Raw genomic sequence first — 8,206 nt, 5'->3', positions numbered from 1 at the left:
ACCGTGGAGGCGGGCGGCCAGGTGGCCACCATCGAGGCCATGAAGATGGAGGCCTCCATCACCGCCCCCACCGGCGGCACGGTCGCCCGGGTCGCACTGACCGGGGTCACCCAGGTCACCGGTGGGGACCTGCTGCTGGTCCTGCGCCCCACCAACTGAACCCTTCACAACCCCGAACCACCCCGTCCCCTGCCCCCTGCTCTGGGCCCCCTGTCCCGGCAGGAGCTGGTCGGCCCTGACCGCTGATGTTCCTGCGGCCGGCCCGGCGGGCAGAACCGATCTTCAATCCACTGGCACCCCGCCTGGGCGGCGCCCACCGAAGGAGTTCTCCTTGACCTCTGTCCTTCCTTTCACCGACATCGACCTCTCCGACCTCGAGGAGGTCGGCGGCAAGAACGCCTCTTTGGGTGAGCTGATCCGCAACCTCAGCAGCGCCGGGGTGCAGGTCCCCGGTGGCTTCGCCACCACAGCCACCGCGTTCCGCCAGTTCCTGGCCGCCGACGGCCTGGACGACCGGATCGCCCAGACCCTGGAGGGCCTGGACACCGCCGACGTGACCGCCCTGGCCGCCGCCGGTGCGCACATCCGATCGCTGATCCGCAACGCACCGCTGCCGGCCAGGCTGGAGGCCGGGATCCGGGATGCCTACGAGAAGCTGGCCGGAACCCACCCGGCAGGGGTGTCCTGGGCAGTGCGCTCCAGCGCGACCGCCGAAGACCTGCCCGACGCCTCCTTCGCCGGACAGCAGGAGACGTACCTCAACATCCGCGGGGTGGGGAACGTGCTGGCGGCGGTCAAGGACGTCTTCGCCTCCCTCTACAACGACCGGGCGATCGCCTACCGGGTCCACCACGGCTTCACCCACGCCGAGGTCGCGCTCTCGGCCGGGGTACAACGGATGGTGCGCTCCGACGTCGGCGCCTCGGGGGTGATGTTCACCATGGACACCGAGTCCGGGTTCACCGACGCGGTGTTCATCACCTCCTCCTACGGGCTGGGGGAGGCGGTGGTGCAGGGGGCGGTGAACCCGGACGAGTTCTACGTCTACAAACCGGCCCTGGCCGCGGGGCGGCCCGCGGTGCTCAAGCGCGGGCTCGGAGACAAGGCCCTGCAGATGACCTACACCGACTCCCAGGAGCTCGGGGAGACCGTGGGATTCGTGCCCGTGCCGGATGAGCAGCGGGGGCGGTTCAGTCTCACCGATGCGCAGGTGGAGCAGCTGGCCCGCTACGCGGTGGCGATCGAGGAGCACTACGGCCGTCCGATGGACATCGAGTGGGGCCTGGACGGCACCGACGGGAACCTTTATATCCTGCAGGCCCGCCCCGAGACCGTGGTCTCCCGCCGCGGGGCCGGGGCCGTGGCCCGCTACCGGCTCCACGAGACCGGCACGGTCCTGGTCGAGGGGCGGGCCATCGGCCAACGGATCGGCGCCGGACGGGTACGGGTGCTGGAGTCGGTCGAGCAGATGGCCTCCTTCCAGGCCGGGGATGTCCTGGTGGCCTCGATGACGGACCCGGACTGGGAGCCGATCATGAAGAAAGCCGCCGCGATCGTCACCGACCGCGGCGGGCGCACCTGCCACGCGGCGATCATCGCCCGGGAACTGGGCATCCCCGCCGTCGTGGGCGCCGGGGACGCCACGACAGCGCTGGCCGAGGGGGACCCGGTGACGGTCTCCTGCGCCGAAGGCGAGGCGGGCCTGGTCTATGCGGGCCTGCTGGACTACACCGTGGAGGAGACCACCCTGGGCGCGATGCCCGAAGCACCGCTGAAAGTGATGATGAACGTGGGCACCCCCGAGCAGGCGTTCTCCTTCGCTCAACTGCCCCACCACGGGGTGGGCCTGGCCCGGTTGGAGTTCATCATCAACCGCCAGATCGGCATCCACCCCCTGGCCCTGCTGGCCGTGGAAAACGGGTCCCCGGATCTGCCCGCCGAGGTCGCCGGGCAGATCCGGGAGCGGATCGCCGCCTACCCCGGACCCCGCCAGTTCTACATCCAGCGCCTGGCCGAGGGCATCGCCACGATCGCCGCCGCCTTCGCCCCGGAGCCGGTGATCATCCGGCTCTCGGACTTCAAGTCCAACGAGTACGCCAACCTGCTCGGCGGCCCGCAGTTCGAGCCCGACGAGGAGAACCCGATGCTCGGATTCCGGGGCGCCTGCCGGTACCTCTCGGAGAGCTTCCGGGCCGCCTTTGAGCTCGAGTGCGAAGCGGTCGTCCACGCCCGTACCACCATGGGACTGACCAACATCAAGCTCATGGTCCCCTTCGTGCGCACCCTCGACGAAGCCCAAGGTGTGATCGAGCTGCTGGCCGCCAACGGCCTGCACCGCGGGGTGGACGGGCTGGAGATCGTGATGATGTGCGAGCTGCCCGCCAACGCCCTGCTGGCCGGGGCGTTCCTGGAGCACTTCGACGGGTTCTCCATCGGCTCCAACGACCTCACCCAGCTCACCCTGGGCCTGGACCGCGACTCCGCCCTGGTCGCCTCCTCCTTCGACGAACGCGACCCGGCGGTGAAGAAGCTGCTGGAAATGGCCATCACCGCCTGCAAGGAGCGCGGCAAGTACGTCGGGATCTGCGGCCAAGGCCCCAGCGACCACCCCGAGCTGGCCGCCTGGCTGCTGGGCCAGGGCATCGACTCCGTGTCCCTGAACCCCGACGCCGTCGTGGACACCTGGCTGGCCCTGGCCGCCACCACAGCACAGCCGGCCCTGTGAACACCCTGGTCCTGGCGCCGCCGGCGCCAGGACCAGGGCACCAACCCCCACCCGGACCACCGGACATCCCCACGAGAAGACAACGGAGGCACCCGTGACCGATTCCTGCCCGGTGGCGTTCTTCGTCTCCGACAGCACCGGCATCACCGCCGAGACCCTCGGCAACACCCTCATCACCCAGTTCCCGGCCCAGCGCTTCGAACGCCACACCGTGCCCTTCCTCACCACCGCCGAGCACGCCCACCAGGTCGCGGCCCGGATCACCACCGCCGCAGGAACCGGCCGCACCACCGTAGTGTTCTCCACCGTCGTGGACCCGCACCTGCGCGGCATCCTCGAGGCTGGCGCCGGATACTTCGTGGACCTCTTCGGCTCCCACATCCACCAGCTCGAAACCGCCCTGCACACCACCGCGAACCCCCAACCCGGCAGGGCCCACGGGCTCGGCGACGCCATCCGCTACCAGTCGCGGATGACAGCCGTCGAGTACGCCATGGAACACGACGACGGGCAATCCATCCGCGCCCTGGAACGGGCCGATCTGATCCTCATCGCCCCCTCACGCTGCGGCAAGACCCCCACCAGCATGTACCTCGCCCTGCAGCACGGCATCCGCACCGCGAACTTCCCCCTAGTCGACGAAGACTTCGCCCACCGGTCCCTGCCAGCACCCATCGCCGCCTACGCGACCAAGTGCTTCGGACTCACCTCCCAACCCCTGCGACTGAGCCAGGTCCGCCAGGAAAGACGCCCAGGCACCGTCTACGCCTCCCTGCCCCAATGCACCTGGGAACTGCGCAACGCCCAACAGATGTACGCCCTCAACGACATCCCCCACCTCAACTCAGCCTTCATGTCCGTAGAAGAAATTTCCGCCACCATCCTCCAGAGAATGGATCTCCAAGAAACCGGCATCGGCTGAAAACACCGAGGCACCAAGCCGTAGACGCCCCCATGTGTAGGTGCGGCCTTTATGGTGTCTCACGATGTGGACATGTCCCTCGGCTCCTGTATTGATTACTGGTGAGTAAGGTTACTAGTCTGTTTTGCATAGACAAACGTCTAGTGCTCGGCTCCAGGAGGCTCCCATGGCAGGAACGTTAATGAGCGTCGCCACAGGCGCAGGTGGTGTGGCCACTGCGGCGGCCATGATCCAGCTGAGCCTGTCGATCGGCACCAGTGGTGCGCTCGAGCCGGCGGCGATCGCTCTGCTCATGATCGGGGCGGTGGCATTGATCGCTCGTGTCGTCGTGGACTTCGAGTCCCAGTCGCGCCAGCACGTCGATCGGACCAGGGCACAGATCGAGGCCCGCCGACACCACCAGCAACAGCACCTCCTGGACGCACGGTCGTAGCTGCTGCTGCGGCCGTTCGCGTCCCAACATTTAGAGCCACAATGGCAAGTTCCTTTGAGAACTTCTCAACTACGGCTTTACCCATATGGCCCGGTTAGCGGCGGACCAACCCACGGGGGGTTCCATGAAGGCCTTTGGCTAACTAGCGACCGCCACCGGAAATCAAACCGTAGGTCAGGTCAGGGTGTCCCATTCGTGCGGCAGTCCCTTCTGCGTTAGTGGCGCGGGGGAATCCATCCGTTAAATCGTCGCCGCCGCCTGCCTCCGTGCTGGCTCCGCATGTCCGGAGGCAGGCGGCGCAAACCGCTACACGGAAGAGCTCGGGGCGCCGAAGTAGGCAGACAATCGCCGCGCCCCATCGCGGGCCAGGTCGACGATGCTGGGCGAGTCATCTGGTTCGTGCAGGATGCCTTCACGCAGTCCGCTCACAGACAGGGACGCCATCACATGGCCGCGGTGGTCGAAAACAGGAACTCCGACGGCGGCCATGCCCCGGGTCAGTTCGTCGTCGCTCAACGCGAAGCCGGCATCGCGGATGTCTTTGAGCTTCCCGAAGAACTCCGCCCGGGATCGCGCCCCGAGACTGAAGTCCGGGCTATGGCCCAAGACCACCGCGTAGTCCTCCCACGCCTTGGGGGAGTCGAAAGCCAATAGGGCGCGGGGCGCTGCGCCGATGTGCAGGGGCAAGGAGTTGCCTAGGGTCAAACGGCGGCTGTTCACACGCTTGCCCTCGATCCGCTCGATGCACACGGCACGGGGGCCGCTCCTGATGCACAGGAACACCGTTTCGCCTGTGGCGTCGTGAATCTCTTGGAGTATGGGAAGCGAGGCCCGCCGCAAGTCCAACTGGTTCAAGAGACTCCCCGCGAGGGAGATCATCTTGCTGCCGATTCGATAGGAACCGCGGTGGCCAAGCTGCTCGATCCAGCCGGCTTCAATGAGGCTCGCCAGCATGCGGTAGATGGAGCTAAGGGGTTCGCCGATGAGCTCCGCGAGTCTTGCGGAAGTCGCCACGCGTTCGACAGCCAGGGCGTCCATGAGAGAGGCGGCCTTGGCCAGCACCGATCCGTTCGAATCAGGAGCTTTGAATTCACGGGCTGCGAGTGACGGCTTGAAGTCCGCCATGAGATCAGTCAACGTCTGAGCGGCGGCCTTGAGGACCCTCATGGCTTCCTCCTGCAGGTTGTCTACCTGGTCGACCAAGCCCGCCGCCGTCAAGGCGCCGAATATGCTGCCGTCCGGGTTGAAGACGGGAAATCCCAACGCCGCGATGCCGTCGACAACCTCGTTCGACTCCATCCTCCAGCCATCCCGTTTAGTGCCCTCGACCAGGCGGCGGAGCGTGTCTGCATCCACGGGTGTCCTCGCCGCCAGCTGCGCATAGTGTTCCTGTGCAAGAAGCTCGTCCAGAACCTCGGGCTGCCAAGCCAGCAGCACATGGGAGGCGGCACCTGCGTGGAGGGGCAGAATGCGCCCGGACGAGAGTTCGTGGAGATCAACCTCGGTGGAATCGACCTGCTCCAAGCAGACTGCGGTGTCCTTGCGGGGAATCCAGAAGGCGGACGTGAGGCCGAGATCCGACTGGACGCCCTCAAGTACCCGCTCAAGCGCCGCGTGGTCGACGAGGGCTTCGGTTGCCGCCTCCGCCAGCCTCAAAATGCCGGTGCCCAGCTCCACGAGCCCGCCTGGGGAGCGGCGGAGGATCCCTGACCCCTCCAGCGCGCTGATGATGCGGTAGACCGACGGCCGCGGTTCCTCCAGGGCCTTCGCCAGATCCGCGGGAATCGAGGGGCCGAGGGCGGATACTTCGTCCACCGCCTGCGTCGCCTTGAGCACCAGCTGGATCAGCTTGCCCGTATGCTTCATGCTTGCACTCCTCGGATCGAACTCCTCGCCCGCATGCACTGCGAATGGACGAGAGTCAGCAAGGATGCCGTTCTTGAGTACTTAACTCAGAACAAAAGCGCCGGGCTGTGGACCCTGACAGCGGCTCAGTCCTCCCATTCCTGTGGACTCCCTGTCCAGCGTATGCGACTTGCTGTCCGAGGTGACACCGCTCCGCCGGACGCGAGCCTGTCGAAGTCACGCAGGTCGGTGCGGCGGCGGGCAGATGCACGCTGCCTTCGTTTTCCGGACCGTCCAGCCCGGTGCCGCCCCCGCCCGGCGAAGGGGCTGTCGCAAGACCAGTTTAAGAGTCGATCAGGGCGCCCCTTCTGCGTGCATACAGCCCAGTTAAAGACCCTGGTGGGGTCATTGGGATGCTTCCACTGATGGACTCTTATGGGTGGGGCGGGTCTCGGCGACGGCCAGGAGGCCGCCGGCCAGGAACACCAGGGTGGCGCCGAGGACGACCAAGAGCGGCACGGTCCATCCTCCGGTGCCGGCGTTTAGCGCCCCGACCAGGGGTGGGCCGACCGTGGCGGCGAGGTAGCCGGCGCCCTGGATGCGGGCGGAGGTCGCCGCGGCCTCGGCGTCGGTCCGCACGATGCGTGCGACGATCGAAAAAATCGTGGTGAAGCCCCCGCCCTGGGCGACGCCGCCAATGACGGACCACACGAGGTAGCCCTCGGGGGCGAGCAGCAGCCCGACGGGCAGGGCGATCCACAGCCCTCCGACGAGGACCACCGGCGTCCACGCCGGGGCCCGGTCGGCCAGCAGGGGCACCCCCAGGGCGCCGGCGATGGCGGCGACCTGGAACAGGGAAGCGCTGGCCCCGGAGGCGGCCAGACTCAGCCCCCGGGTGTCGGCCAGCAGGGTGGGCAGCCACGCGGTGACGGAGTAGTAGGAGAAGGCCTGCCCGCAGAACGCCAGCGTCAGCCACCAGCCGATGCGCCGGACCTGGCCCGTGCCCCGGGCCTGCCTCAGCGTCCCGGTGGCCGTGCTGGGTTCGGCCGGGGTGGAGGCCGCGGGCGGTGTGCCGGTCCGGCGGCGCGCCACGACCAGCCAGAAGACGAGGGCCACCACGGTCAGGGCGCCCCAGGCGACCAGGGCCCAGCGCCACCCGACCGCCGCGGCCAGCGGCGCAGTGCCCAGGGCGGTGATCATCGACCCGACGTTGAGGGCGGCGGTGTAGGCGGCGGTCACCGTGGGGATCCGGCGCCAGGAGACGTCGCGGCGGATGATCACCGGGACCACGATGTTGCCCACGGCGATCGCAGTACCGATGACCACGGTGCCGGCCAGGACCACCGCGGTGGGGCCCGCCGAGCGGATCACGGTCCCGGCCAGCACGCCGCTCAGGCACGCCAAGACGGCCGCCTCGGGCCCGAAGCGTCCGATCAGCTTCGAGGCCAGCGGGGTGACCAGTGCGAAGAGCAGCACCGGCAGACCCGTGAGCAGGCCCGCGGTCGCCGCCGAGAGCCCGAGCTCGGACTGGATCTGCGTGATGACGGGGGTCGGGGCGATGATCGGCCCGCGCAGGCTCAGCGCGACGAGCACGATGCCGACGACGACCCACGGCAGGGCGCGCGGCGGGATGGGGAGCGTGCTCATCTCAGTCCTTCTGACCGGGCAGCAGACGTTGGACGGGTCGGCCGCCGGCGCGGCGTCCGGTGATGCCCGGAGGGGACTCGGGCACGGTGGTCATGACGGCTCCTCGGAGGTCGGGCGGAGCGGGCCCTGCTGAGACCAGTGGATCCGCGGGGGCGAGGGGCGCCCATGGAAGAGGAGGGACAGCCAGCGGCTGTCCCTCCTTCATTCCCAGCACAGTGTGAAGGGCTCATCGCTGGATGGACGACAACGCCCGGCGAGGTCTCATGCGAGCCGGGGAACCCAGCAACTGCACTGTTTGAGATCACCACAGCAGCCCAGTGGTCCCGGGCCGGCCAACCTGGAGAGGTCGGCCGGCCCGGGACGTGGAGCAGAGCCGTGGGGCTCAGGACTGGTGGGCGTCGGCGGGCTCGGCGACCTGGTAGATCGCTCCGGTGGAGACGTCCTCCTCGAGGTCCTCCAGGGAGCGGTTGCGGGTCTCGGGGACCTGGGTGGCCACGAAGATCAGGGCGAGGACGCCGATGCCGGCGAAGAGGAAGAACGTGCCGGAGATCCCGACCGCGGCAACGAGGGAGGGGAAGAACAGGGCCAGGAAACCGTTCATGGTCCAGCCGAAGAACACCGAGATGCCGATGCC

The 8,206-nt window shown here is 68.1% G+C and carries 7 protein-coding genes; 4 read left to right on the top strand and 3 right to left on the bottom strand.

Annotation, left to right across the window (positions count from 1 at the left end):
* The first annotated feature begins 3 nt into the window (after positions 1–3).
* The 4 genes from RF640_RS18460 to RF640_RS18445 all read left to right on the top strand — a co-directional run bounded on the left by RF640_RS18460 (position 4) and on the right by RF640_RS18445 (position 4,080).
* Positions 4–159, top strand: coding sequence for a biotin/lipoyl-containing protein (locus RF640_RS18460; RefSeq protein WP_368828615.1), 156 nt, complete (start codon positions 4–6; stop codon positions 157–159).
* 172 nt (positions 160–331) lie between these two features.
* Positions 332–2,725: a phosphoenolpyruvate synthase gene (gene ppsA / locus RF640_RS18455; protein WP_095651863.1), complete on the top strand. Its 2,394-nt coding sequence runs from the start codon at positions 332–334 to the stop codon at positions 2,723–2,725.
* Positions 2,726–2,819: 94 nt separating this feature from the next.
* Entirely contained in the window at positions 2,820–3,647 is an 828-nt protein-coding gene (locus RF640_RS18450; RefSeq protein WP_035925211.1) for a pyruvate, water dikinase regulatory protein, read from the top strand.
* A 181-nt stretch (positions 3,648–3,828) separates the two neighbouring features.
* Positions 3,829–4,080 carry a hypothetical protein gene (locus tag RF640_RS18445; protein ID WP_109221892.1) on the top strand — a complete coding sequence of 84 codons (252 nt, stop codon included), beginning with the start codon at positions 3,829–3,831 and terminating at the stop codon, positions 4,078–4,080.
* A gap of 306 nt (positions 4,081–4,386) precedes the next feature.
* Here RF640_RS18445 and RF640_RS18440 read toward each other — a convergent pair whose 3' ends face one another.
* The 3 genes from RF640_RS18440 to RF640_RS18430 all read right to left on the bottom strand — a co-directional run.
* Positions 4,387–5,946 (bottom strand): IclR family transcriptional regulator, encoded by a 1,560-nt coding sequence (locus RF640_RS18440; RefSeq protein WP_109244631.1) that lies wholly within the window; start codon positions 5,944–5,946, stop codon positions 4,387–4,389.
* Between the two features lie 384 nt (positions 5,947–6,330).
* Positions 6,331–7,572: a CynX/NimT family MFS transporter gene (locus RF640_RS18435; RefSeq protein ID WP_109221890.1), complete on the bottom strand. Its 1,242-nt coding sequence runs from the start codon at positions 7,570–7,572 to the stop codon at positions 6,331–6,333.
* Positions 7,573–7,954: 382 nt separating this feature from the next.
* A partial coding sequence (locus tag RF640_RS18430) for an MFS transporter (protein ID WP_368828614.1) occupies positions 7,955–8,206 on the bottom strand: 252 nt, incomplete at its 5' end.

This window comes from Kocuria sp. CPCC 205231, assembly GCF_040980965.1.
Lineage (GTDB): Bacteria > Actinomycetota > Actinomycetes > Actinomycetales > Micrococcaceae > Kocuria > Kocuria rosea.
Note: the sequence above shows the minus strand (reverse complement) of the source record. Positions and strands in the feature narration are given on the sequence as shown.